This window comes from Clostridium minihomine (assembly GCF_900240385.1).
GTDB lineage: Bacteria > Bacillota > Clostridia > Oscillospirales > Acutalibacteraceae > Faecalispora > Faecalispora minihomine.
This window is the reverse complement of record NZ_OEQH01000001.1, coordinates 470,715-495,534: the sequence shown is the minus strand read 5'-3', so window position 1 is coordinate 495,534 and position 24,820 is coordinate 470,715. Positions and strand designations below refer to the sequence as shown.

Sequence of the window (24,820 nt, the reverse complement as noted above, 5' to 3'; positions counted from 1 at the left end):
ACCGAATGCAATTGTCCGAATCAGTCAAATCCGGTTTGTGCTTATTTTCCAACAGCACTTCTTTTCTTCTTCTCTTTTTCATCAATAAAATGGATTCCCAACGCCTTATCAAATCTTTTTCATTTTCGAATCTCCCCCATTCACTCAATTTCTCTGTCGAAAAAGATTTTTCCTGTAAAAGTGCTGCAAAAAAAAGAACCTTCTGTTGTTTTTCAACAGAAGGTTCTTTTCCGAAATAGAATTCTCTTATAGAGCTATAGAACAAAAATCAATCACTAACATTCGGGAAGCTCCAGCGTGATCTCGTCAGATAAAGTAACCGGCCCGCCCATGCTGCACCGCACTACTTTTCCATTTTCCACTGTGGCCGTCACTTCAATGATGCCACCCGGCTGATGCAGACTGCAACGAAATTCGCCGTTGTCCTGTTCTATGGCACGCAGAACCCCCACCGCCATAGAACCACTGCCGCAGCTGCTTTCCCAAATCAGGGAATCTGTTTCACACACATAAACCACAGGAACCATGTGATCCCCTTCGGCGAACAGAATGCCATAGGCGCTGCTGGGAACCGCCGCTTTTGCCGCTGCCAGCACCCCTTTTACAAAGGCTTCGTCACGAGCCGGGCCGGGTACAATGGTGTGAACAATTCCGTCAAAACACACCGCTTCATACTGCACACCATGATAAGGGATGACTTCGGTGCCAATTGGAAGAGGCATTTCAATTTGACATCTGCCGTTTTCCCGGTCTACCTTTACTTCCAGCGGTTGATCCGCACCGCTGATTTCCACTTTTACAAGGCTGGGCTCGCCGGGCAGCATCGTGCTGAGAAGATAGCCATAGCTGCGCGCAGCATTCCCACAGAATTCACCGCCCATCATTTGGATGCGTCCGTCGCCTCCCAAACGGGGCAAAACACGAAAAGCAACCTGCTCTGCGTGATATTCCTGATGAGCCAGCAGCTGTGCAGCCACGGGCGCATATTGCCCCGGTAAAATATGACTCATCACAAAAATGGTAATATTACCGGCCGGATCTGCAATTCTGATTGAAAGATTCATCTGCAATTCCTCCCATTGTGTACCGACCGGCAGGCCGGTATGGATTTTGGCCATTATACCACTCTGGCGTCTTTTTTCCGTTTATCTGCTAAGGTTCGGCAGTTCAAACGGCATTTGGGATTCATATGCACCCGGCAATCCCGCAAAGTGTTTCTCGGATTGAGCACGGCAGGTGTCAAAATCCACTGTGATAATTTCGGCAAACTCCTCCGGAAAAGATTGAAGCAAGATAGCTTTGTTGCGTTCTAAAATTCCCAGCGACATGGGGGAACGAATGGTATAGGCTGTTTTTTCTGCTTCTGTGAGCAGACGCTTGGCATCACACAAATGGTTGCCTGCCGCATAAATCAGGCTGCAATAAGATTTTGTGATAGCGCGCCCAACCAAAATATTAGAAGCATCATATAGCTTATTCGCGGTAAAAAACTGTTCGGAAGCCTGCTTGATTCTGCCCAAAGCCAGAAGTGCCCGGGCCTGATTGGAATAAAAAGTGGGGTTCTTGGGGTATTTTCGGTCACTGCAAACCTCTAGCGCACGGCAGTAGAAAGTGAGCGACTCTTCAAAATTTTGCTGTTTGCGCTCCACTTCTCCCAAATAGTTATAGCAGGCCGCCAGATTCAGCACATAATTCTGCCCGTCCAGTGCAGCGGATTCAAACAAACCAATCGCTTGATGCAGCTGTTCGCGGCTTTCTTCATACCGGCCGCACATTGAAAGATACAAACCGTAAAGCCGGCATTCGGTGGCATAATCGGTGCTGAGCCGATTTTCTTTTGCGATGGCCATGCATTTTTCAATATTCTCGCGCATTAGTTCCGGGTTCCAAGTCTGAATTCCATAAAAGGTGAGCTGACGCAGGCAAGAGATATACACTTGCGGATGCTGTTCCAGATAATCAATGTGTGTCAGGCTCAGCCGAATGGCATCCAGCCCTTCTTTATACCGCCCCTGAGAAATGCAGTATTTTCCAACCACCAGATACAGCCGTGTTTCCAGTTCTGCAAAATCAATCACATTGGGCTGGTAGTTATACAAACGAATCAATTCTGCTTTCAGTTCATCAAAATACTTTAAAAGCTGCTTGGGTGCTTCCAGCGCAGAATCCTTTTGGGGCTGAAGAACCGGATACAGCTCGTAATTATACCGGGAATAATCCGCCAGACTCAGCACTTTATATTGCAGTACCTTGGCATCATTGCCGGCCTGCGCATAATGATAAATCACTCTTTGATACCATGTGTTGTTGTGCAGCAAATCTGTAGCCTGCTCATAATAATTTGCCACACGGGCGTGCAGCAGCCGCCGTTTGGAAGGCGAAAGCTGGGAATGCACAAAATCCTGCATTTTCGCATGGCGGAACTGGAACCGAATCTGCCCGTCCGCTACCTTTTCACGAATCAGGCTGTGCTGCTTTAAATCATCCATTAACTCAATGATCTCCAGCGTATTGCGGTTAAAGAAATATTCTACAATATCCAGCGTAATGGATTCCGGGCAAACCGAAATGGTGTCCAGCAATTGCCGGGCATCGGTTGAAAGCTCTTCCAGACGTGCCAGCAGAATATCCTGGGGGTTCGAAAGCGTCTTTTGAGAAGACGCCGAATCACAAGTCAGATAGCTGAGCAATAAATCCAGAAAAAACCCGTTTCCTTCCGAATCCTGATAAATGTGGCGGATAATCTGATCATTGAGCGCATCCGGCCCCAAACGATCCGCAATAATATCGGCCACGTCCTGCTGAGTAAAGGGTGAAATCAAAAGCTGACTTAAAAACTTTTCGCGCAGCAGCGAATTGATTTGTTTTTGCAGATAGGGCGGCTGCACATCCAGGCAGGTGCAGATGCACATAATATTGGGGTTTCGTTCCCGAATAATCAAAGACAACAGTTCCAAACTCAGGTGATCCATAAACTGAATATTATCAAAAAACAAAATAATGGGGGTTTCTTCGCCAAGAAGCGAAAACAGTTTTAGAACACTGTTCCGGGTGGTGCGGTAGTTATAAGAAATCATTACGTCTTCCGGAACTTGAGCCGACAGTGTATGGTTGCCGAACAATGGGAACAAACTATTGATATAGGTGGTGCAGTGTGCAGGTAACGTCACATCGTGACTTCGTATGTATTGATCCAGCTGCAGCATAATCGTGTTCCAAGGCTGCAAAATAAAATCGCGTTCCGCCTGAAAACAAATCGTTTTCAGCACAATGCAAGAGTCCTCTCCGATGCTGTCAAAGAAATGATTGACCAGATGTGTTTTTCCCACTCCGTTGTCGCCAACCAGCAAAAGCGCTGTGGGTGTTCCAAGCAAAAAGGAACGATAGTTTTTCATTAAATACTGCATTTCCTCTTTGCGCCCAATGATATTCGACGGCGTGGGTTCCGGCTCGTCCGAACTGGATTCTGTCCAAGCGCTCAGCAGTTCCCGGTGCAGCTGGCTCAGTTCTGCACACGGGGCAATGCGCAGCTCGGTATTCAGCAGTTTGCTGATGTTCTGATACACCTTAATGCCCTTGTAATATAAACCGTTTCTTTGGTAACATTCCATCATCAGCTGATAAACACGTTCATCCAGCGGATCTTTTTTTATGTATTTGGCAAACAGAGATTCGGTTTCCGTTACGTCTCCTTTTGAACTTTCAATCATGCAGTCATATAGCTGGCGCAGATAATATTCTTTTAGCTCGGTGCGTTCCATGTCCAGCCAATTTTCAAAGGAATCGGCATTTTTCAGGCTGAATCCCTGCATCAGTTCGCCGTCACTCAAAGAAAAATCATGGTTTTTCATGAATTCATCATAATCGATTTCATATTCCAGTTCAGGATTCAGCGTCAGCAGATGTTTTTTGGGGGAAACAATCAGTTCCAGATCGAATGCTTTTTTAATGGTATATAACGTGTGCCGCAGATTTTTCTTCGCAACCTGCGAATCGTCTGTGTCCCAAAGCAGGTTGGCGGCCTGCTCGCGTGATATTGTCTTTTTCAGAGCCAGGCAATAAAGCAGCGCTTCTGCTTTCTTAAAAGGAAGAAGAACCGGCTGATCGTCTAATAAAACTCTTGGAGTTTGTAATAGCTTGAAAGAAATTTTCGACATTGGGGAACCTCTCTTTCGCATACGGTGGACAAAAAACGTTATAATGAAATCACATAGATAGCTTTATCCCTATTATAACAAGAATTTTTTTGAAAAGCATCTAGAAATTTTAAATTTCAATAATTTATCATATGTATTATAGACGTTATTTAGACATTGCTGTGATACTATCTAGTTGTAAAGGAGGTATTTATAAAAATGAATAATTTTGATATTGGTAATGCGATGACTGTAAAACTTGATCCTGTTCTGCCGGAATATCCTTCGTTCAAAGAAGGGGTGCGTCGTGCTCCAAAACGCGAACTAACCCTGAACGAGCGGGAAATTAAGCTTGCACTCAAAAATGCGCTGCGATATATTCCAGAGGAACTGCACGAACAGCTTGCACCGGAATTTTTAGAAGAACTGATGACCCATGGCCGCATCTATGGTTACCGTTTTATGCCGAAAGAGCGAATTTACGGAAAGCCCATTGAGGAATACAAAGGCAACTGCGTCGAAGGCAAAGCCTTTCAGGTTATGATTGACAACAATCTGGATCACGAGGTGGCACTTTACCCCTATGAATTGGTTACTTACGGGGAAACCGGCCAGGTGTGCCAGAACTGGATGCAATATCAGCTGATTAAAAAATATTTGGAAATCTTGACAGACGAGCAAACTTTGGTCATGATGTCCGGTCACCCAATGGGCCTATTTAAATCTCACAAAACCAGCCCCCGTACTATTATTACAAATGGTTTGATGATAGGCATGTTCGATAACCCCCACGACTGGGCAAAAGCAACCGCCATGGGCTGTTCCAGCTATGGCCAGATGACCGCCGGCGGCTGGATGTATATTGGCCCGCAGGGCATTGTACACGGCACCTTTAACACATTGCTCAATGCGGGACGCAAAGTGCTGGGAATTCCCGAGAATGAAGATCTGCACGGCCGTTTGTTTGTCACTTCCGGTTTGGGCGGCATGAGCGGTGCACAGCCCAAAGCAGTGGAAATTGCCGGCGGTGTCGGAATTGTCGCCGAAGTGGATGCTTCCCGCATCGAAACACGCCACAGTCAGGGATGGGTCGGCAAAGTAGCTGAAAAAATAGAAGATGCTTTTGCTTGGGCCAAAGAAGCGCAAGAAAAGAAAGAAGTCCTCTCGATTGCCTATCACGGCAACATTGTGGACCTGCTGCAATACGCTGTGGACCATAACGTCCATATTGATCTGCTTTCTGACCAGACCTCTTGCCACGTTCCCTATGACGGCGGCTATTGCCCTCAGGGACTGACCTTTGATCAGAGAACCGAAATGCTGGAAAATGATAAAGATGGTTTCTGCAAGCGGGTTGACGAATCGCTGACGAAGCACTATCATTTAGTAAAAACCCTGGTAGAACGCGGCTCTTACTTCTTTGATTATGGCAACGCCTTTATGAAGGCTGTGTTTGATGCCGGCGCAAAAGACATTGCTAAAAATGGTGTTGACACAAGCGAAGGCTTTGTTTTCCCCTCTTATGTGGAAGATATTATGGGGCCGATGCTGTTTGATTATGGGTATGGCCCGTTCCGTTGGTGCTGCCTGTCCCGCAAACCGGAAGACCTGCGCAAGACCGATCATGCCGCTATGGAAGTGATTGACCCCAACCGCCGCGGTCAGGATCGTGACAATTATATCTGGATTCGCGACGCAGAAAAGAACAGTCTGGTGGTTGGCACCCAGTGCCGCATTCTGTATCAGGATGCTTTGGGCCGCCGTGACATCGCACTGAAATTCAACGAGATGGTTCGCAATGGAGAAATCGGGCCGGTTATGCTGGGCCGTGACCATCACGACACCGGCGGAACCGATTCCCCCTATCGTGAAACCTCAAACATTTATGACGGCAGCAATGTGACCGCCGACATGGCGATTCACTGCTACGCCGGCAATGCGGCACGCGGCATGAGTTTGGTGGCACTGCACAACGGCGGCGGCGTGGGCATCAGCAAATCCATCAATGGCGGCTTTGGCATGGTGCTGGACGGCAGCAAACGTGTGGATGAAATTTTGATGGCTTCGATTCCCTGGGACACGATGATCGGTGTTGCCAGAAGAAGCTGGGCACGCTGCGAGCATTCCATCGACACCGTGGCGGAATACAACCAGACTCGCGATGGACAGGATTATATTACGATGCCCTATATTGCGTCTGACGAACTAATCGAAAAAACCTATCACAAAATCGTGAAATAATCACAGCGAAGCCGCTATTATTTCAGCTTCGCCAATTAAAAGATACCACAATGGCGCATTGCGCCTGTGGTACCATAATGGAGGATTTGCTATGAGCAAAAAGTTAATTTGCCATGCGGCGGAGTTAGTTACTTGCGCCGGAAAAGCACCAAAGCATGGCAAAGAGATGTCTGAAATTGGCATCATTCATGACGGAGCAGTGTTGATCGATGGTGACAAAATTATTGCCGTGGGCACCACTGAAGAACTCAAACAAAAATATGACGGCGCAGATTGCGAAATCATTGATGCCACAGGCAAAACCGTTATGCCGGGCTTTGTGGATTGCCATACCCATTTTGTGTTCGGCGGTTACCGCGCGGATGAATTTTCGTGGCGGCTGCGGGGCGACAGCTATATGTCTATCATGGAACGCGGCGGCGGAATAAACGCCTCTGTCAGCAAAACCCGCGCCGCTTCTTTGGAAGAACTGGTGGAAGCCGGCCGCGACAGAATGGACAGAATGCTGGAATTCGGCGTAACAACCGTGGAAGGCAAAAGCGGTTATGGCTTGGATAAAGAAACCGAATTAAAACAACTGCGGGCCATGAAAGAACTGAACGCTTCTCATCCCGTAGACGTTGTTTCCACTTTTATGGGGCCGCACAGCGTATTGCCGGAATACAAAGGCAAGGAACGCGAGTTCATCGAAATGATGCTGCGTGAAGTTATGCCCATCGTCAAAGAAGAAAACTTGGCCGAGTTCGCAGATATTTTTACGGAAAAGAATGTGTTTTCTATCGAAGACTCCCGCTACTATCTGAATGAAGCCAAAAAAATGGGCTTTCACCTAAAAATACATGCAGATGAAATTGTACAACTGGGCGGCGCCGAACTGGCCGCCGAGGTTGGCGCAACTTCTGCCGAACATTTGCTGCAAAGCTCTGAAGCAGGAATTGCCGCCATGGCAAAATCCGGTGTGATTTGCACCACTCTGCCTGCAACTGCATTCTCTCTGAAAGAGGAATACGCAAATGCCCGCAGAATGATTGAAGAAGGAGCGGCCGTTGCCATTGCCAGCGACCTGAACCCGGGCAGCTGCTTTACCAACTCGATTCCTCTTTTAATTGCCCTTTCCTGTATCTATATGGGCCTTTCCATCGAAGAAGTGATTACTGCGCTGACCATCAACGGCGCGGCAGCGGTGAACAGGGCCGATAAAATAGGCAGCATTGAGCCGGGCAAACAGGCAGACATCATCTTTTTAAGATACCCTTCTATTCACTTTTTGCCCTATCACACCGCCATTAATCTGGTGGACACCGTAATGAAAAACGGTGAAATTGTACTGAAACGATAACTCCTTTTCCTTTTATGGAAACTCTCTTATCCATCGATGGCAGGCAGGTTTTATTTTATAACCCCTGGGGGTGGCACCCTCTCTCGCTTCCTTCCAGGGCATTTCCTCCATCCGGATTTCGTGCCGACGGTTTTGCTACACTCAGGCCCGGCTCGCAAATCGGCCTGCCATCCCCTTTCTGCTACATAACATGCTTATATGACCCTGGCACAAACATTTGGTACCTGTGCTGGACTTCTAACATAGGGCAACAAGCCTCCTCTTGATTTTGGCATTCCTGAACCCTCTGCCGTTTTCATCAGTAAGCTTGTTGCCCGCTCCTTTCACAACATTCCATTTGGCCCAAATGGGGGCAAATGTTTTTGGCCGGGCGCTCCTCCCGGCTTCATGCTAACCAGGGGCATTTCTGAAAACTCCAACTAATCCATTTATTTCTATTGTAAAAAACAGTTTCTGCGTCAAAAATGCTCGAAATGCATCTGGTATTCCTGCACTTTTTCTGAAACATGTTTTTGGGGGCAGCGAAAACGCGTTGATATTTCGTTCTCAGAAATGCCCGAAAAGAAAAAGCAGCCTGATTAATTTCAGGCTGCTTTTTCTCTATTGTAAAAAAAGAATTGTGGGTAAACTTATTATCATAATCCATCAAATGAAACACAAAGTATTTTTTTGCTAAAAACGCTTACATTGATTATTTCTTCATAATCTGAGTTTCAATCTGTGCCATGGTGTGCAGCATGGTCAAAGCGCCTAAACGCACCGTGCTGCCGGATGGATCGTATACCGGGGAAACCTCCACCAGATCCGCAGCCACAATACGGCCTTTTTTGCCAACACCGGTGATGATATCACACACCTGATCGAACAGCAGCCCCCCAGGATAAGGCGACGCCACACCGGGCGCAATAGAAATATCGAAACCGTCAATATCTACCGTAATATAATAATTTTTAGCGTCAGGAATTTTCGCCAAAATGCCTTCTACACCAATTGCATGTGCTTCTCGGGCAGAAATAATCACACTGCCATAAGCCCGGGCATCTTCAAAGTCAGACTTTTTGCTGCTGCCGATTCCACGCAAGCCAATCTGAGCCATTGGGCCAATGTGATCCATCTCAGACATCCGGCGCATCGGGCTGCCGTTGCCATATTTCAGCGGGCCAACGTGATCCGACCAGTCCAGGTGAGCATCAATTTGCACCACGCAAATTTCTTCACCCAGCTCTTCCAGCGCCTTTCCAACCGGCGCACTGATCGAGTGATCACCACCCAATACAATGGGAACCGCTCCGCGGCGCAAAATTCCTTTTACACCTGCAACCACTGCGTCAAACGTATGCTGGGGGTCTGCGTGAAGAATATCAGCATCACCGCAATCAACTATTCTCAGCGGCGCAGCCAGACATTGCCGATCGTTTTCAAAATCATAATAACCGATATCGCCCCGGCTGTACTGGGTAGAAGCCTCACGGACGCGACGCGGTGCAAGACGTGCGCCGCTCATATAGCTGACCGCAAAATCCACCGGAACGCCCAACACCGCGATGTCAGCGTCCAAATTTTCCAAATCCGTACAAATTGGATATTTGCCAAAGGAACAAATGCCCGTAATGGGAAGATTTAAGCGTTCCATAAATGTGCCCCCTGATACTTGTTATGCCGGGTAAAAATCCGGCTGAATGGTTGGTCGCCAGAGCTTTTTTGGGGTTCCGGCTGAATGTGTATTTATTATAGCATCGGCATCGGAATCTGTACATGGAAGCTGTTTTGTGTTATAATCCATTTAATTTACAATATTCGTAAAAAACCGGCTTTTGCTTTACAAAATGTGGTTGTGTCAAAAAGGAGTCTGCCGATGGATCAAACCGACATCAAAATTATGAATATTTTGCAGCAGGATTGCAAAACAACTATGCGTGAAATCGGCTATCAGGTGGGCTTGACCGCGCCTGCTGTTTCAGAGCGCATTGCCCAACTGCGTGAAGACGGCGCGATTGAGGAATTTCGGGCAAAGTTAAATCCGGCTGCTTTGGGTAAAAAACTTTCGGCTTACATCATGATCAATGTGCCGCCAGAGCTTTACACTAACTTTTGCACCTTTGCAGAAGAAAACCCCGCCATTATGGAACATCACCACATCATTGGGCCTCATAACGCTTTGCTGAAAATTCATGTGGCGGATTCAGAGGAACTGGAACGCCAATTGGGCGACATTCGAAAATTCGGCATGTCACAGACTGCAATTGTTCTGAATACCTATTTTGACCAAAAACCGTTTTTATATGAATAAGGGCAAAAAATAAAGTTCTTTAAAGGAATATTTCATACAAACAACAAAAAATCGTCTAAAAAACACAACCAAGCTGATTTCTTTAAGAAGATCAGCTTGGTTGTTTCAATCTTTCTTGATTCGCAAGAAGATAATGCTGTGTGAAAAGAATCAAATGGTTCAAAAATAAAGAATACAAAACAATATTTCTTAGATTTTTTTCAAAAAGCCCCTCCGGTATTTAAATACTGGAGGGGCTTTTGAGTTATTCGACTAAGATGCCGGAATAGTCTTCAGGCAGTAAAATTTTACGGAGCACCACATCATTCAAGTGGGGCAGCTGCCATTTTTCCAAATCGGTCAGCCCATAATCATCGGGGTTCTCATACACATCTTTAAATTTTAAAATCCGGCAGTCATATTTTGTATCAGATAGCTTTTCATTCAGAATGTAAATGGGCAGCATTTTCAAATCGACTAAGCGGGTTTCTGTTTCACCGGTTACTTTTGATTTCCCTTTTACAATATCAAATTTGGTGAGATAAGCAATTTTCGAATTTCGGCTATCGGGATGAAAACTCACAAAATCGCCATAAGCATACACCACCAACGCTTCTGGGCGAGGCGGATAACTATCCGGCCTGGAATCATAGCGCTCCATCGGCTGGCTGACATGAGGATGATTGCCCAAAATGGCATCTACCCCACTCTGCAACATTTCGCGTGCCACTTCTACGATGTTATTGTGAGGGTACATCTCAAATTCCCATCCCCAGTGGCAAAACGCCAGAATAATGTCCGCACCCTTTTCCTTCGCCTTGGCCACATGCCTTTTCACCATATCGATATTGCAGAACTGATCGTTAAACCGCACTTCATTCACCAGATAACTTTTGTTTGGCGGAAGCTGGTTGCCGTTAATGTCAAAGGTATAAGAAAGCATGGCAATTTTGATTCCGTTCTTATCAACAATCAGAACATCGTCCTGTTGCTGCTGGTTTTCATTAGTCCCCGAGTAATAAGCCCCTGATTGTTTTAAAACATTCAATGTGGCAAGAACCCCTTGTTCTCCCCAGTCCATGGCATGGTTGTTGGCTGTACTGAAATAGTTGATTCCCGCCTCGTTGCGGAACTTCCAGAACATTTCTTCAGAGGTGTTCATTTTGGCCGGCTGACCCTTAACCTGTGTGCGCCCAACGGGACTGTATTTATCCACCGTTGATTCCAGATTAGCACAAACCAAATCCGCATCGCTATAAAAATCCTTAATTGCGTCAAACAAATATGGGGTATTTTCTGGTGTGAGTACATCCACCGCCAGCAAATCGCCTGCAGAAGATAAAGTAACTTTGTTCGTAATCTCGAAATCGTCCTCAGACAAATATAAATTCTGTTGTCGGAAATATTCCTCCAAACCAGAGTCTTTTTCCGCTACTTCCAGCTGATTAAACCAATAACGGTACAGCCACTTTAGCTTTTCAAACGGATTGCCTGTAATATTATACTCGCCAATCTGAGGCTGAGGATAATGAAACTGATCGTAAAAAATATAGCTGCAAAGCAGCACAAACGCCCGTGTTAACATACGGTTGTCAACATCTTCCGGATCGGGGAAAGGTGGAAAAGAGAAACCGGGATCCGTTCCGTTCTCCGGAAAATGAGGAAAGTCTGGAAGAACGGGCTTCCAAATCATTCCCGGGTCAACATCATTCCATACAACTTCCCAACCGCCATCCAGAATTGGTTCAAAAGCTTCTTTGCACACATCCCCGTCCATTTGAAGAGCCCATTCCAGCAAAGACTGTGCAAACTCTTTTTCTTCCTCATAGGCAGTTTGCGGCATTGCCCAAGTTCCATTCCAAATCGGTTCCATAGTGGTATGAATGGCATCTTCATCCATTCCAGTCAAGTACACCAACAGATCTTCCAGCAGACTTTTGTTGTCAAGATTCATTTACTAACTTCCCTTCTGTCAAATCCGTGCTTCTTCATTGCAAATAATCAAAAAATACACACGAGTAAATTTTGGAATTAAGAATCATTCCCCTTATATATATCTTTGCTTCATCCGTTAAATGCCTTGTAATGCCATTTTTCAAGGGGATTAAAACAAGATAGTTGTAATTGCACGAATATGTATGAAAAAACAGAAGTTATCAAAGCATAGCGCACAACAGAAATAAAGAAGAAACAAAATCCAAGAATATTGCCAGAAAAGAAAGAATTTACTCTTCAAAAAGCGATGTATTAGAAGCATCCCATTAAAATTTTGAGAATCAGCATCTGAATGTGCTTAATCCATCAAAGAGTTTTTAAAAATTCAAGCTAGAAAAAAGAAAATTGAAATCGGAAGCAAATTAAGAAATGTGAACCGGAACACCATTGACTTCCACCCCATCCTCAACCCGGATCAGAATGTATTTTATCCCGTTGATGATGCGGGTTTCTACCAGATCGTCACGGCCGGAATTCACTTGTATTTTAATATCTGAAGTCGTTACCACCGTTTGCTTGGTATCAACAATATTTTTCGGACTCAAATTTGTTTCGGAACCAAACTGCTCGTCAAACTGTTCCTCAAAACATTCCAAATGCGATTCCGAAACCCCCTGTGCTTTCAGAATTTGCATCACATGTCCTTTCGAAACAGTCAGCGGCTCTTCTTCTTTGTTCGCTTTATGCTCTTCAATCAGCCCTTGCAGCTGCTCATGAACAGCCTGTACCGTATCAAAATTACATTCATCCTCCAGTGCACTGCACAGAATGGATTGAAATGCCTCTTTTTGTTCAGCTGCGGGCATGGGAACTTCACTGTGAAACACAGCATCCACAAATTCACTGTGAGTTTCTGAAATATCCCGGGTATAGTAAAGGGCGTTGTATATGTTCGCGCTTCGGTCATCGAACGCCGGGAATAAAAATCCCATTTCCGGCGGCGACACAATCCAGTCTGTGGTGCAGTTGCGGAATAGATTCTCATTCACATAATAACTCAAGGCAGGCTTGGTCATCTTCACCGGACAAATGCTGCACAGAACATAGGTATACACCTCTGACGAAGCATCGTCCTGTTTTTGTCCGTCTTTGGAACGATAAGGAACATCATAAGTATCACAAGTCAATAGAATCAAATAATTTTCTTCCATGGTAACCGCCTGAATCACCTTTTGAAAAAACGCTTGTATTGCACCTTCTTCTTTCAGTGACGAATCGCGAAGTGCCATTAAAAGCTTATGTTCTTCACTGTCAATCACTTGCTCTGTGGTAAATTCTATTCCAATCAAATTCTTTTGAAGCGTACCGGAAAGCGTCTTTTTTAAAATGGATAGAAATCTTTCGCTTTCCTCTTCCGGCATCAGGGCAACCGATTGGTTAAATTCCGAAATAATTTCTTTGTTTTTATTCACATAGCAGCCGCGTATGCTGGTAATATTGCTTTTTTCCGGCCGAAAACGGCGGCGAATTTCTGAAACTTCTTTTTCGTTCATAAGTAACCTCTCATCATTATTAAAATCTGAATCCGCACAAAGGTGACACGCTTTCTGCACCGCGGCCAAAAACACAATCCGCGCAGTTATGCCAAAGCGTAAATTTGTGCTGTATTATGATAAAAATGCCTTATTTTACCATATTCTATATCATCTCACAGGATGCTGGCTTTTGCAAGAATTTCGATAAAAACAGACTAAAAAAACTGGAAGCACTTCCGGCTTTTCAAATTCTTTTGCAACCAATCAACAGCAAAGGACTGACTTTTTCAAATCTGAATCAGCAGGAAAAACGCTTTATTAAAACAAAAATGCCAATTCCAATACCTAAATAGACAGTGGCCTATTGTCCGCTTTCAAGGAAGTCGATTTCACTCCTCAAAAATTGCCCTATCCCTTTGGTTTTCCGGCTCTTTTTCATTCCTGCCTGTATTCCATAGGATTCGTGCAAACGCTTTGGCATTTTCTTCTTTTTCTTTATCCATAAAAATATGTTTATAGCCCAGATCCCGTTCAGACAGCATTCCCACATAAGAAAGCTGAGAATGCTTACTGTACCTTTGTATTCCTAATTCCCACAAGTCTGCTCCCTTTTCCGGCTTATAGCCGCAAGTGGTGATCAACGCCAATTGTTTTCCGGCCCAAAGGGAAGGGCCTTTTTCTTCTCCATAGTATTTATTCATACCATAAACCAAACGATCCAGCAGAGCTTTCATGGGCGGGGTACAGTACCAGGAATAAATCGGAGTCGCTAAAACAATGACATCCGAAGAAAGAATCGCATCAAAAATCTCTTGAACATCATCTTTGTACCAACAGCCGAATTTTGACCAATCTGCCTGACAAACCCGACAAGCAATGCACGGCTGAATCTCTTTATCATAGAGCCAGATCAAATCATGCTCCGCTCCACAGGCAGATAATTCATTCAGAAATGGGTTTAAAAGAGAAGAGGTGTTTCCCTTTTTTCTTGGGCTTCCCATTAAAATGCAGAATTTCATTGTATCTTCTCCTCTTAGAATATTGGTCATCCAACCATAAAAATTGACCAAGTTCAGAATTCCACCCCGGAATATATTCTTTCATGATACCTTGCCGCGGTATTTTTCTTTGAAATTGCGACCCCAAACAATAAAACTTACCGTTTTGATTTTACCATTGGACACACAGACAAGCAAGCACCTTTGACTGTAACACCAAACGCTTTTGATTCCAATCATGCCCTCTTCAAAAGATGGCATCACAACAAAGAATGAAATTGCTTTCGTTTCTTATCAGAGCATGAAGCAAAAAGCCGCCTGTTTTTCTCTAAGATAAAACAAAGTGATTCCTTTGCATAAAAATCTTTCTGGCAAATTCATTTCATGCAAAAATACATCTTGATTTTTGTTAATAAAGCAAAAGAAAAAGAGGTTCCAGAGGTATCAATCGGGTATTTTTCCATATTGTAGCTTATAAATATTTAATAACTGTAAATATTTTTCCAAATAATGGACTCTTGATATGTTTGGTGCTATAATGCCCTTAGAGTGTAGTAAGCCGATACACAAAAACATTTTAAGGAGGTTTTATTATGAAACTAGTTGTATTAGGTGGAGCAGGTTCCCAAGCACTTTATGGTATTAGAGATTTAATCAACCATGGGAGTATTTTTGACGAGGTAATTATTTCCTCTCGCAATCTGGAAAAGAACAAGAAGATTGTTGAAGGTCTTAATTCGCCAATCGTCAAAGCAGCGCAAGTTGATGTTTCGGATGAAAACGCATTATATGAACTCATCAAAGATTGCGATGTGGTTGCTAACTGCACAGGCCCTTATCATATTCTGGCATATAAAATTATAGAAACGACCATAAAAGCAGGCAAGCACTATATCGATTTCTGCGATGACATCGAAGCATTTCATAAAATATTTGAATCTGACTTACCCAAGAAAGCACAAGAAAAGGGCTTGAGCATGGTGATGGGTTTGGGGGCAAGCCCCGGGTTCCTTTCTGTGCTGGCATGCAGTGCAGAACAGCGTTACTTTGATTCGCTGAAAGAAGCAATTTTCTATTTTGCCTGCGATGAACAAGAGCCGGGCGGCCCTGCAGTACTTGGACACATGTTAGAATGTGTACATAACGCCCCCTACATTAGAAACGGAGAAAAATTCAATGAGCCTTCCTTCCGGGAAGAATGGGATTTCGACTTTGGAGAGCCTTATGGAGTGCGTAAGGTCACCAGAATCGGCCACCCCGAAGTCTTTACCTTCCCCAAATATGCCCCGGGAATCCCCAATGTATCTGTCCGATTCAGCTTGGAACCGGCATCGGCATATCAAGGATTTAAAGACCTCAGCTTGGCCGGCCTGACCTCCACTCATCAGCTGAACATCAACGGTAATCCGGTGTCGCCCCGTGACTTTGCTTTGGCCGTGTTAATCGCCCAAAAAGCAAGCAGACCGGAAATGACCGAGGCAGAACTTCAGGAATTCTTAAAAGGAGTTACTGCATGCGCAGCCGCAGAGCTGCACGGCGAAAAAGACGGAAAAGGAATGTCTTATGTGGGCAGAGTAGCCGGAAACATGGCCCCACTGACCGCAATTCCGCTGATTATCGGCGCTGAAATGCTGGCAAAAGGTGAGATAACAAAAAAAGGCATTATGGTAGCGGAAGAGGCCATTGAAGATGCTGATAAATTTGTCAAAGAAACGGTAAAGAGAATTCGCGATGATGGATTTGGATTTACGGTAAACGAAGAACTTACGGTTAAAGAAGTATATTAATCTTAAGAATAGATTGAAATGCAATTCTATCAATAAAAAAGTCTCCCGTTTAGCACTTTTGCTAAACAGGAGACTTTTTTACCGGAACGCAAGTATAACATAACTCCTCTTGCTGTCTGCTACAATTAAATCTTGCATTTATTCTAAGTAAAGATCGGTTAGCCTTGTATCGGAATGAACTAGAAATTCATCAAACGATAAAACAGTTTGAAAAGAGCAACGGGAGGCAAAAATAGATCGGCTTCTATTTTTCTATGGCAAACAAAACGACTGGGAAAGCTCACTCATTCAGATGCTCTACACCAAAATTACTTCTTTCTGTACTAGCAAAAAAACTCAAGCATACATTATACTATAGCTTTTTTAAAAAAGAAAACCAAAGGATTTTTCTCTGAGAAACACCTATCCCCCGATAAAATTATGGGATCTTTTAGGGCTTGTAACCAGGTCTTGCAAATGATATACTACCTTTTATAAGGAGGCGTCATCAATGCTGGATAAAAACGACTTGCAAGCGATTGCAGAATTATTAAAACCAATACATAGCAGACTGGATTCTGTAGATGGCAGATTGGATTCTGTGGACAGCAGGCTGGATTCCGTAGACAGTCGATTAGATTCCATGGACAGCCGATTGGATTCTATGGATGGCAGACTAATCTCTGTTGAACAACAGCTGTACAGGCTGCAGGAAGATGTAGAAGTGCTAAAAGAAGACAGCAAAATCACCCGTACGGCGATGAATCAGATGATTGAATGGGCCGATGATGCCAGTATCCAAGTGATTCCCTTATTTAAGAAAAAGGCAAAATGATATTATTATGCGTTCAGTCAACTGGCTGGGCGCGTTTTCTGTTTTTAGAACAAAAACTTCATTCTAACATCAGCATCCAAAATCAAATGGAAGCACCTCGTTCCTTTGAAAAGGCAGAAAGATAAGATGCCCAAAAGCAACCCAACTTCTTTCTTTGTACAACGTTCCATTGGATATTAACCCCTAATTATGGTATAATTTTATAGAATATAGCCAGGCACAAACATATATCGTGTTATGCAGATTGCCGGCACACTTTTATAAAAGTGGTAATCAGTAAGCGTATTTCAACCATAAAAACTACACTACGTATTGTTTTTCTCATCAAATAGTTACGCAAGCAAACAGCTTCACTGTTTTTTCCTTTTATAAAGAAGGAGATGTGGGATATTTGGCCATCAACAAAGTTATGCAGGCAGCACTCAAGGCAATTACATCCCTAGAACCGGATGTAAAAAAATCCTATAAAATGGAACGGCAGATTCAAGTGCTTACTTCGCGTCTGCGCGGAAAACCCAAAGATTATAACATGTGGGATCATCAGGTTTTCTATGAGGATCATGCCATTCCGGTGCGCCTTTTTTCCCCGGAAGCAGAAGGGAATTTTCCTTTGCTGCTTTTTTTCCATGGCGGCGGCTGGGTAACGGGCGGAATCGAAAACTATACCGGCGTCTGCGCCGATCTTGCAAAAGCGGTGAATTGTACGATAGCGTCTGTGGATTACCGGCTGGCGCCGGAGCACAAATTCCCCGCCGCGGTGGAAGATTGCTATGCGGTAACCCGTGAATTTTTTCTCGGACGAATCCCGGGTATCGTCCCGGACTCTATTACGCTGATCGGGGACAGTGCCGGGGGAAATCTGGCTGCAGCTGTTTCGCTGATGGCGCGGGATCGGGGCGAATTCCTCCCCCAGCGGCAAATCCTTTTGTATCCTTCCACATACAATGACCACAGCGATCAATCTCCGTTTCCGTCCATCCGCGACAACGGAACAGACTATCTTCTTACCTCCCGGCGAATTCAAAGTTTTATTGAGCTGTATCGAAGTTCCGATAATGATTTAAAAAATCCTTATTTCGCGCCGCTTCTGGCATCGGATTTTTCACGCCAGCCCCGCACCTTGCTGATTACGGCAGAGTATTGCCCGCTTAGAGATGAAGGAGAGGCATATGGGGAAAAACTGCGTGTCGCCGGAAATGAGGTAGAAATTGTTCGGATGATGGATGCACTTCACGCCTATATGATGCTTCCGCCGCGGTTTGAACATGTGCAGCAGACCTATGATTTAATTAACGTTTTTTTACAAAGGGGTACTCTTCATGGCAAAACGTAAACAATGGAGCCGGCTGGACAATGCCGCGAAGATCTTTCCTCCTACCAGCACCAATCGGGACACAAAGGTCTTTCGCTTTGTATGCGAGCTGAACGAGCCGGTAGACAGCACATTTTTACAGGATGCGTTGGACGAAACCATTCAGGAATTTCCGTTGTACCGCTCCATTTTGAAAAAGGGATTGTTTTGGTACTATCTGGAAGAAAGCAATCTCCATGCCCAGGTTACTGAAGAGGTTCTACCCGTTTGCAGCCCTATTTACAACGAGGACAGACCCGGCTTATTGTTTCGCGTGCTTTATTATCAAAAACGAATTCATTTAGAAGTATTTCATGTTTTGTCAGACGGCACCGGAGCAATGCAGTTTTTACGCACTTTGGTCTTTTCATATCTGTCTAAAAAATATGGAATTTCAGAGCAGTTGGCCGACTATGACGCTTCTCAAGATCAAAAAAGTCAAGATGCCTTTTATCAATATTATCACAAAACTAAGAACGACCACACAAAGAAGCGCTGCCCTGCTTATCGGCTTCGGGGCACACGCCTGCCCGAAAACCGAATCGGAATTACAGAAGGGTTTTTATCCGCCAAAGCCGTGCTGCAAAAAGCGCATGAGAACGATGCCACATTGAGCGAATTTTTGGTTTCACTGCTGATGTGCTCCATTTTTGAAGGAATGGCTGTTCGCGAAAGAAATCGCCCCGTGGTCATCACCGTACCGGTGGATCTTCGCCGTTTTTTCCCGGCTCAGACCGCCCGGAATTTTTTTGGTGTGATTCAAATTTCTCATCACTTTCAAAAAGATGGACAGGAGTTTTCGCAAGTCCTTTCAAATGTGCGTGAATCCTTTCGGCAGCAGTTAACCCAGGAAAATCTGCAAGGAATCATCAGCCGATATTCGACTCTTGAAAATAATCCTTTTATTAAAGCCATTCCTCTGCCGGTTAAAATTCCCATTCTGCGCATCAGCGGACTTTTGGCAGAGGGCGAAGACACCGCGGCTTTCTCTAATATTGGCCGGGTTTCAATACCAGCGCAGGCAGCAGAGCATATCCGGCTGTTTGATGTGTTTGTCAGCACCAAGCGCCCACAGCTTTGCCTTTGCTCCTTTGGTGATACTCTGGCCATCAGCGTATCGTCTCAGCTAACGGACACCGGGATTCAGCGGCGTTTTTTCCGCCGCCTGACCGAGATGGGAATTTCGGTGCAGGTGGTGTCCAATCTGGAACAGTATAGCAGAGAGGAGGAGGCGCATGCTCAGGTGTAACCATTGTAAAGTGGATTTGCCCGGAAATCAAAAGCGCTGTCCACTCTGCCAGAAGAAACCCATTGGAACTCCGGACGGCTCGGGCAACCCGTTCCCTCATCTGCCGGAGCCCCGGCTTCCGGTCAGTCGAATTTTAATTGCATGGATGGCTTTTGGAAGCGTGTGTGCAGCGGCTATTTGTATTATTATTAATATGATTCTGCCTTCCGGCGGATGGTGGTCACTCTTTGTGATTGCGGGGATTGGCAGCTTATGGGTTGATTTTGCTCTAATGATGAAAAAGCGAAAAAACCTGCCCAAAAACATTCTTTGGCAGGTAATCAGCATTTCACTCATCGCTGTTTTCTGGGACTTTTTAACAGGTTTCAGCGGCTGGTCGTTAGACTTTGTCTTCCCCATTCTTTGTTCCTGTGCTATGATTGCCATGGCTATCGTGGCAAAAGTCCGCAGACTGGATACTCAGGATTACATTTTGTACCTGATGATAGATTGTATTTTGGGAATCGTCTGTTTTATCCTGATGTTGACGGGTGCGGTTCATGTGGTAATTCCATCGGCCGTCAGTTTTGGAATTTCCATTGTTTTTCTGGCCTTTTTGCTGTTTTTTGAGGGAAAAGCACTTTGGGCCGAAATTCAGCGAAGGCTCCATCTATAATAAAAATAAGCCTGCACAATCGGCGAACATTCGCTGCTTGTGTAGGCTTTCATTTTTGAAAACAGATTAGGCTTTTAACGCCTGTCTATGCATAGGCTGATCCTGTTTCCAAGGTTTTCTTCCATTTTTTTGTTGGCCCCGATTGTCTTTTTTGTACTGCCTCGGAAGGCTTGAAAAATCAGGGAAGGCCACCTTTGTATCCAAAACAACCGGGTTGATGGACGCTTTGGTGCTGGAAATAATTCCATGCAGCTTGCCCCGCTCTTTGGGATAAATAAAAGTATATGCAACACCGCTGTGGTTGGCTCGGCCGGTTCGTCCAATGCGGTGCACATAACTGTCCGCATCCCCGGGAATATCATAGTTTACCACTGCGTCAATTCCCCCAACGTCAATGCCGCGGGCGGCCACGTCGGTTGCAACCAGAATTTTCACTTTGCCGTCACGATAACGCTGCATTACCTTATCACGCTGCCTTTGGCGCAAGTCACCGTGAATCGCTTCTGCCGGGTATCCGGCTTCTGTCAGTTGAGCAGCCAAGCTGTCTGCCATCACTTTTGTTGCAACGAAAACCAAAGAAAGTTCAAATTGCTTTTTCTGCAGCAACTGTAACAAAGCCGAAAGCTTCTTGTTGCCGCGAATTTCGCAATAGAATTGCTCCACCTTTTCCACTTTCGTGATATTGGGCTGAATGCAAATCTGCTGTGTGTTTTTCTGATACTGTGTCGCAATCTTTTTAATCTCAGGGGACAAAGTTGCAGAAAACAGCACCGTTTGCCTTATGTCGGGAACCCCCTGTAAAATCGTATGGATGTCTTCGCGGAATCCCATATCCAACATCTGATCCGCCTCATCCAGCACAATGCAGTTGACGCCGTTCAGCCGAGTGGTTCTGCGGCGCATATGATCCATCATACGCCCGGGTGTGGCCACCACAATTTGCGGGCAGCGTTTCAGTGCCGCAATCTGGTATTGAATGGGTTCTCCTCCATACAGCGCAAGAATTCGAATCCCTTGTTTGTATGCAGCCATTTTTTTCAGAACGCTGGCTGTTTGCACTGCCAATTCCCGCGTGGGGCACAGAATCACCGTTTGAATCTGACGGTTAGCGGGATCTGTATTTTCTAAAATCGGAAGACCAAACGCAGCTGTTTTTCCGGTTCCGGTGGGAGCCTGTACTAACAGGTCCTGTTTATCAAGCATCGGTTTTATTGCTGCTTCCTGCACAGGGGACGGATCGCAATATCCCATTTTTTCAATTCCCCGCAGCAGTTCCGGTGTAAAGCCAAATTTTTCAAAGTTAGTAATAATCATAATCTCCATTTCTACTAATGTTTCAGTGAGTCAAAGAAAAGCCGCCAACCCCGATTGGAATTGGTGGCCTTTCATCCGTTTTCGTTATGCTACTCTTACGTTCACAGCGCGCAGCTTGCGGCTGTTTTTGGGATCCTGTTCTGTGTCGAAAGTGACTTTGTCGCCTTCGTTCAGGCTCTTGTAGCCTTCGGACTGAATGGCAGAGAAGTGAACGAACACATCGTCACTGCCGTCATCGTTGGTGATAAAGCCGAAGCCTTTTTCAGAATTGAACCATTTTACTGTACCGTTATTCATATAATAGGTACCTCCATCCATATATTTGCACCCGTAACTGCACAAAAAATCACATATTTTTATAACTCATGAAACGAATCAATGACTTACAAAAATATGTGAGGCAATGTAACATTTTTAGAATACTCACTTACTTTAACATACATTTTATCAAAAGTCAACCCCTACTATTAAAATTCCAATGAATTGTGCTTAAAATTTTTGTGTGAATTGTTTTTTGCCAATAATCTTTGAATGCAGAAAGCCTATAAGAACATTTCTCTGTTTAAGGGAAAAAACTTTCCCCCACCTTTATTCTTTATATCCATTCCTATATGGATAGTCCATCACTTGGCATCTATCTATACTATATATATAATACTAAAACCAGCTCCGGCTGAATTCGGCCGGAGCTGGTTTTGTCGATCACTTACAGCAGACCCATTAAGTTAAAAGAAAGAATCAAGCCAGAGAATACAATAGAAACGGTAGAGCACAGCTTAATCAAAATATTCAAGGAAGGACCAGAGGTATCCTTAAACGGATCTCCCACCGTATCACCGACCACCGCTGCCTTATGGCAGGAAGAACCTTTCCCGCCGTGATGCCCGGATTCAATGTACTTCTTTGCATTATCCCATGCGCCACCGGCATTCGACATAAATACAGCCATGGCAAAACCGGTAACGGATACGCCGCCCAAAAGTCCCACAACACCTTCGGCACCCAAAATCAGTCCGGCAACAATCGGAACAATGACAGCTAACAGCGCAGGTGCAACCATCTCGCGCAAAGCGCCTTTGGTGCACAAGCTGACACAAGATTCATAGTCAGGCTCTGCCGTACCTTCCATAATACCGGCAATTTCTTTAAACTGGCGGCGGACTTCCATCACAATGGACTCAGCCGCAACCTGCACCGCACTCATGGTAAAGGCAGAGAATACGAAAGTCAGCATTGCGCCCACAAACAGTCCCACAAGAACCGTAGGATTGGTCAAAGACAGGTTCATGGTGAAGCCCTTCTCAGTTACAATGTTTACATAAGACACCAGCAAAGCCAACGCAGTCAAAGATGCAGAGCCAATGGCAAACCCCTTGCCGGTGGCAGCGGTGGTGTTACCCAAAGAATCCAGTGCATCGGTGCGCTCCCGAACTTCATCGGGAAGGCCGGCCATCTCGGCAATACCACCTGCGTTATCTGCCACAGGCCCATAAGCGTCGGTGGCCAGTGTAATTCCTAAAGTAGAAAGCATGCCAACAGCGGCAATTCCAATGCCATACAGGCCCATGTTGTAACTGCTTGCTCCCCCGGCAGCAAAGAAACTGACGATGACAGCAGCAACCACGATCAGAATCGAAGTAGCTGTTGATTTCATTCCCAAAGACAGGCCGCCAATGATAACCGTTGCAGAACCGGTTTCGGAGGAAGCTGCCAGTTTCTGAGTTGGCTGATACGTATCCGAAGTATAATATTCTGTAAAATAGCCAATGGCACATCCGCCAATCAGTCCGCACAGAATGGCGACGTACACGCCCCAATTCCCAACGGTGTAATAAGTCAGAGGAGCCGCCACAACAGCAGACAAACCGGCAGCCAAATAAGTACCGGTACGAAGTGAAACCAGCAAAGACTTCTGGGTGGCATCCTCTTTTGTCTTGACAAAAAAAGAACCGATAATCGAGCATATAATACCGCATACCGCAAGCAACATGGGTAAGAGCATACCTTCAAAACCATAACCGGCCGCAGCTGCCAATGCAAAAGTTGCTAAAATAGATCCTACATAAGACTCGTACAGATCGGCGCCCATACCAGCCACATCACCTACATTATCCCCCACATTATCGGCAATCGTAGCAGGGTTGCGAGGATCATCTTCAGGGATGCCGGCTTCTACCTTGCCGACCAAATCAGCGCCCACATCGGCCGCTTTGGTATAGATACCGCCGCCTACACGAGCAAACAGAGCCATAAAGGAAGCACCCATACCATTCATTACCATAATGTTGCCCAATTGGACGGGATCGGTAATATTAAACCCATAATGCAGCAAATAGAACCAAACCGTAACATCCAAAATGCCCAATCCTACCACCGTAAAGCCCATGACAGAGCCTGAGGAAAATGCGACACGCAGGCCTTTATTCAGGCTTTCTGATGCCGCCTGAGCAGTGCGGGCATTGGCATTGGTAGCGATTTTCATTCCAATAAAGCCAGCCAGCATCGACCAAATACCGCCTGTCAAAAAAGCGAAGGGGGTAAATTTAGAAAGCATTTGCCCGTTCGTGCCAAAGGCCATGGCAAGCAGAACAAGGAACACAACAACAAACACTTTTGCCACAGCAGAATACTGCTGCCTTAGGTAGGCGTTGGCTCCGGCACGGATAGACGCGGCTATTTTTTGCATTTTCTCAGTTCCTTCGGAATAGCTCATAACTCTTTTTTTCTGCACATAAGCAAAAAGAATAGCCAGTATAAACCCGACGAAACCAACCCAAAACATATTTTGCATTGGGGTTCACTCCTTTTCATTTTTCATTCCTGATAATATAGAATTAAGAACAGATAACTTTTTTGCCTATCAACCAAACTGCAATCAGCCAAAAAAGACCGGCGCTGCGCCAAGCAACAAACACACAGCTTAGAAAGATATCTGTGAACACACCTTCTTCCGGTTTCCGATTGTGCAAAACGAAGTCATTCCGGCTTCTTCTTTTCTTTTTGCAGTCAGTACAAACACAATAGACAGCTGAATCAAAGGGATAAAAGCCATGTATAAGAATCGGTATCAGTCGCCGACAATAATTCAGATGGCTACCATTGCTGTCAAAAAAACTGCATCAGAACCGTCTGGGATATTACCGAGACAGAAGGAACTGTGACGGCTGCCATGAAACACAAAGACACAAATATCCGTT

17 protein-coding genes are annotated in these 24,820 nt (G+C 45.1%); 8 read left to right on the top strand and 9 right to left on the bottom strand.

What is annotated here, in order from left to right; translation table 11 throughout:
* Positions 1 to 275: 275 nt before the first annotated feature.
* Together C1A02_RS02320 and C1A02_RS02315 are read right to left on the bottom strand one after the other, a co-directional pair.
* Complete coding sequence (locus C1A02_RS02320) at positions 276 to 1,064, bottom strand: histidine racemase CntK family protein (RefSeq protein WP_101696877.1); 789 nt, start codon at positions 1,062 to 1,064, stop codon at positions 276 to 278.
* Between the two features lie 81 nt (positions 1,065 to 1,145).
* Positions 1,146 to 4,157, bottom strand: a complete 3,012-nt coding sequence (locus tag C1A02_RS02315) for an AfsR/SARP family transcriptional regulator (protein WP_101696583.1) — start codon at positions 4,155 to 4,157, stop codon at positions 1,146 to 1,148.
* A 198-nt stretch (positions 4,158 to 4,355) separates the two neighbouring features.
* On the opposite strand from C1A02_RS02315, the gene hutU reads away from it, so the two are divergent.
* A complete protein-coding gene (gene hutU, locus C1A02_RS02310; protein ID WP_101696582.1) occupies positions 4,356 to 6,377 on the top strand; it encodes a urocanate hydratase in 2,022 nt (673 codons plus the stop codon).
* A 91-nt stretch (positions 6,378 to 6,468) separates the two neighbouring features.
* Entirely contained in the window at positions 6,469 to 7,716 is a 1,248-nt protein-coding gene (gene hutI, locus C1A02_RS02305) for an imidazolonepropionase (protein WP_101696581.1), read from the top strand.
* Between the two features lie 691 nt (positions 7,717 to 8,407).
* Here the strand turns inward: hutI and C1A02_RS02295 are convergent.
* On the bottom strand, positions 8,408 to 9,349 hold the full coding sequence (locus tag C1A02_RS02295) for an agmatinase (protein WP_101696579.1): 942 nt from the start codon (positions 9,347 to 9,349) through the stop codon (positions 8,408 to 8,410).
* 222 nt (positions 9,350 to 9,571) lie between these two features.
* Between C1A02_RS02295 and C1A02_RS02290 the strand changes: the two genes are divergently transcribed.
* The gene (locus C1A02_RS02290; protein ID WP_101696876.1) at positions 9,572 to 10,006 is read left to right on the top strand and encodes an Lrp/AsnC family transcriptional regulator; all 435 of its coding nucleotides are present in this window, start codon (positions 9,572 to 9,574) and stop codon (positions 10,004 to 10,006) included.
* Between the two features lie 244 nt (positions 10,007 to 10,250).
* On the opposite strand, the gene C1A02_RS02285 is transcribed toward C1A02_RS02290, so the two are convergent.
* From C1A02_RS02285 to C1A02_RS02270, 3 genes are all read right to left on the bottom strand, one after another.
* Positions 10,251 to 11,939, bottom strand: a complete 1,689-nt coding sequence (locus C1A02_RS02285) for a CapA family protein (RefSeq protein WP_207204867.1) — start codon at positions 11,937 to 11,939, stop codon at positions 10,251 to 10,253.
* 403 nt (positions 11,940 to 12,342) lie between these two features.
* Positions 12,343 to 13,473: a DUF4317 domain-containing protein gene (locus C1A02_RS02280; RefSeq protein WP_101696578.1), complete on the bottom strand. Its 1,131-nt coding sequence runs from the start codon at positions 13,471 to 13,473 to the stop codon at positions 12,343 to 12,345.
* 371 nt (positions 13,474 to 13,844) lie between these two features.
* Positions 13,845 to 14,474, bottom strand: coding sequence for a flavodoxin family protein (locus tag C1A02_RS02270; RefSeq protein ID WP_101696576.1), 630 nt, complete (start codon positions 14,472 to 14,474; stop codon positions 13,845 to 13,847).
* A 572-nt stretch (positions 14,475 to 15,046) separates the two neighbouring features.
* Between C1A02_RS02270 and C1A02_RS02265 the strand changes: the two genes are divergently transcribed.
* The 5 genes from C1A02_RS02265 to C1A02_RS02245 all read left to right on the top strand — a co-directional run bounded on the left by C1A02_RS02265 (position 15,047) and on the right by C1A02_RS02245 (position 20,309).
* The gene (locus tag C1A02_RS02265; protein WP_101696575.1) at positions 15,047 to 16,240 is read left to right on the top strand and encodes a saccharopine dehydrogenase family protein; all 1,194 of its coding nucleotides are present in this window, start codon (positions 15,047 to 15,049) and stop codon (positions 16,238 to 16,240) included.
* Positions 16,241 to 16,730: 490 nt separating this feature from the next.
* Positions 16,731 to 17,054, top strand: a complete 324-nt coding sequence (locus C1A02_RS02260; RefSeq protein WP_101696574.1) for a hypothetical protein — start codon at positions 16,731 to 16,733, stop codon at positions 17,052 to 17,054.
* 391 nt (positions 17,055 to 17,445) lie between these two features.
* Positions 17,446 to 18,387, top strand: a complete 942-nt coding sequence (locus C1A02_RS02255; RefSeq protein WP_101696573.1) for an alpha/beta hydrolase — start codon at positions 17,446 to 17,448, stop codon at positions 18,385 to 18,387.
* Positions 18,374 to 19,654 carry a hypothetical protein gene (locus C1A02_RS02250; RefSeq protein ID WP_101696572.1) on the top strand — a complete coding sequence of 427 codons (1,281 nt, stop codon included), beginning with the start codon at positions 18,374 to 18,376 and terminating at the stop codon, positions 19,652 to 19,654. Before C1A02_RS02255 ends, C1A02_RS02250 begins: the two co-directional genes overlap by 14 nt.
* On the top strand, positions 19,641 to 20,309 hold the full coding sequence (locus C1A02_RS02245; protein WP_101696571.1) for a DUF6320 domain-containing protein: 669 nt from the start codon (positions 19,641 to 19,643) through the stop codon (positions 20,307 to 20,309). Before C1A02_RS02250 ends, C1A02_RS02245 begins: the two co-directional genes overlap by 14 nt.
* Positions 20,310 to 20,375: 66 nt before the next feature.
* On the opposite strand, the gene C1A02_RS02240 is transcribed toward C1A02_RS02245, so the two are convergent.
* The 3 genes from C1A02_RS02240 to C1A02_RS02230 form a co-directional block, all read right to left on the bottom strand.
* Positions 20,376 to 21,623, bottom strand: coding sequence for a DEAD/DEAH box helicase (locus C1A02_RS02240; RefSeq protein WP_101696570.1), 1,248 nt, complete (start codon positions 21,621 to 21,623; stop codon positions 20,376 to 20,378).
* Between the two features lie 84 nt (positions 21,624 to 21,707).
* On the bottom strand, positions 21,708 to 21,920 hold the full coding sequence (locus C1A02_RS02235) for a cold-shock protein (RefSeq protein ID WP_101696569.1): 213 nt from the start codon (positions 21,918 to 21,920) through the stop codon (positions 21,708 to 21,710).
* A 409-nt stretch (positions 21,921 to 22,329) separates the two neighbouring features.
* The gene (locus tag C1A02_RS02230; RefSeq protein WP_101696568.1) at positions 22,330 to 24,414 is read right to left on the bottom strand and encodes a sodium-translocating pyrophosphatase; all 2,085 of its coding nucleotides are present in this window, start codon (positions 24,412 to 24,414) and stop codon (positions 22,330 to 22,332) included.
* Positions 24,415 to 24,820 lie beyond the last annotated feature (406 nt).

Coding starts and splice junctions, on each gene's coding strand:
- C1A02_RS02320 (WP_101696877.1), bottom strand. CDS start 1,064: ATGAATCTTTCAATCAGAATTGCAGATCCGGCCGGTAATATTACCATT.
- C1A02_RS02315 (WP_101696583.1), bottom strand. CDS start 4,157: ATGTCGAAAATTTCTTTCAAGCTATTACAAACTCCAAGAGTTTTATTA.
- hutU (WP_101696582.1), top strand. CDS start 4,356: ATGAATAATTTTGATATTGGTAATGCGATGACTGTAAAACTTGATCCT.
- hutI (WP_101696581.1), top strand. CDS start 6,469: ATGAGCAAAAAGTTAATTTGCCATGCGGCGGAGTTAGTTACTTGCGCC.
- C1A02_RS02295 (WP_101696579.1), bottom strand. CDS start 9,349: ATGGAACGCTTAAATCTTCCCATTACGGGCATTTGTTCCTTTGGCAAA.
- C1A02_RS02290 (WP_101696876.1), top strand. CDS start 9,572: ATGGATCAAACCGACATCAAAATTATGAATATTTTGCAGCAGGATTGC.
- C1A02_RS02285 (WP_207204867.1), bottom strand. CDS start 11,939: ATGAATCTTGACAACAAAAGTCTGCTGGAAGATCTGTTGGTGTACTTG.
- C1A02_RS02280 (WP_101696578.1), bottom strand. CDS start 13,473: ATGAACGAAAAAGAAGTTTCAGAAATTCGCCGCCGTTTTCGGCCGGAA.
- C1A02_RS02270 (WP_101696576.1), bottom strand. CDS start 14,474: ATGAAATTCTGCATTTTAATGGGAAGCCCAAGAAAAAAGGGAAACACC.
- C1A02_RS02265 (WP_101696575.1), top strand. CDS start 15,047: ATGAAACTAGTTGTATTAGGTGGAGCAGGTTCCCAAGCACTTTATGGT.
- C1A02_RS02260 (WP_101696574.1), top strand. CDS start 16,731: ATGCTGGATAAAAACGACTTGCAAGCGATTGCAGAATTATTAAAACCA.
- C1A02_RS02250 (WP_101696572.1), top strand. CDS start 18,374: ATGGCAAAACGTAAACAATGGAGCCGGCTGGACAATGCCGCGAAGATC.
- C1A02_RS02245 (WP_101696571.1), top strand. CDS start 19,641: ATGCTCAGGTGTAACCATTGTAAAGTGGATTTGCCCGGAAATCAAAAG.
- C1A02_RS02240 (WP_101696570.1), bottom strand. CDS start 21,623: ATGATTATTACTAACTTTGAAAAATTTGGCTTTACACCGGAACTGCTG.
- C1A02_RS02235 (WP_101696569.1), bottom strand. CDS start 21,920: ATGAATAACGGTACAGTAAAATGGTTCAATTCTGAAAAAGGCTTCGGC.
- C1A02_RS02230 (WP_101696568.1), bottom strand. CDS start 24,414: ATGCAAAATATGTTTTGGGTTGGTTTCGTCGGGTTTATACTGGCTATT.